Source organism: Arthrobacter sp. 01L42 (genome assembly GCF_056400005.1).
Genome location: NZ_JBFTSL010000056.1, coordinates 1 through 443, shown reverse-complemented (window position 1 = coordinate 443; position 443 = coordinate 1). Strand labels below are relative to the sequence as shown.

The following is a 443-nucleotide window of genomic DNA, read 5'->3' as shown; positions in this document are numbered from 1 at the left end:
CTACTCTCCCACACCCTCCCGGGTGCAGTACCATCGGCGCTGTGGGTCTTAGCTTCCGGGTTCGGGATGGGACCGGGCGTTTCCCCCACGCTATGACCGCCGTAACCCTTGCTCCGCCACCGTGCCCGCTGTTGGCGGGGGTGGGGAAATCTGTGGTTACAACATGTTCGCTGCGGCCTTGGCCGCAGGTGTGGTGTTGTGGTTTTGTTCCTGTCGCAACGTGCCGTCGGTGACGGGTTTGTTGTTTGGGAACCACATAGTGGACGCAAGCAGTCTTGTTTCTTTGTACCCTCCCCCTGGTGTGAACGTCTTTTGAATCCGTTCACGGGAAGAGTGTGTGGTGTAAGTTATCGGCCTATTAGTACCGGTCAGCTTCACGAGTCGTTAGTCCTCGCTTCCACATCCGGCCTATCAACCCAGTGGTCTGGCTGGGGGCCTCTCAC

At 58.7% G+C, this 443-nt stretch carries 1 rRNA gene; it reads right to left on the bottom strand.

Annotated features, from left to right (window positions below):
* Positions 1-104: ribosomal RNA gene (gene rrf, locus AC1DN2_RS21355) — 5S ribosomal RNA — on the bottom strand; the annotation flags it as partial.
* Positions 105-443: the final 339 nt, after the last annotated feature.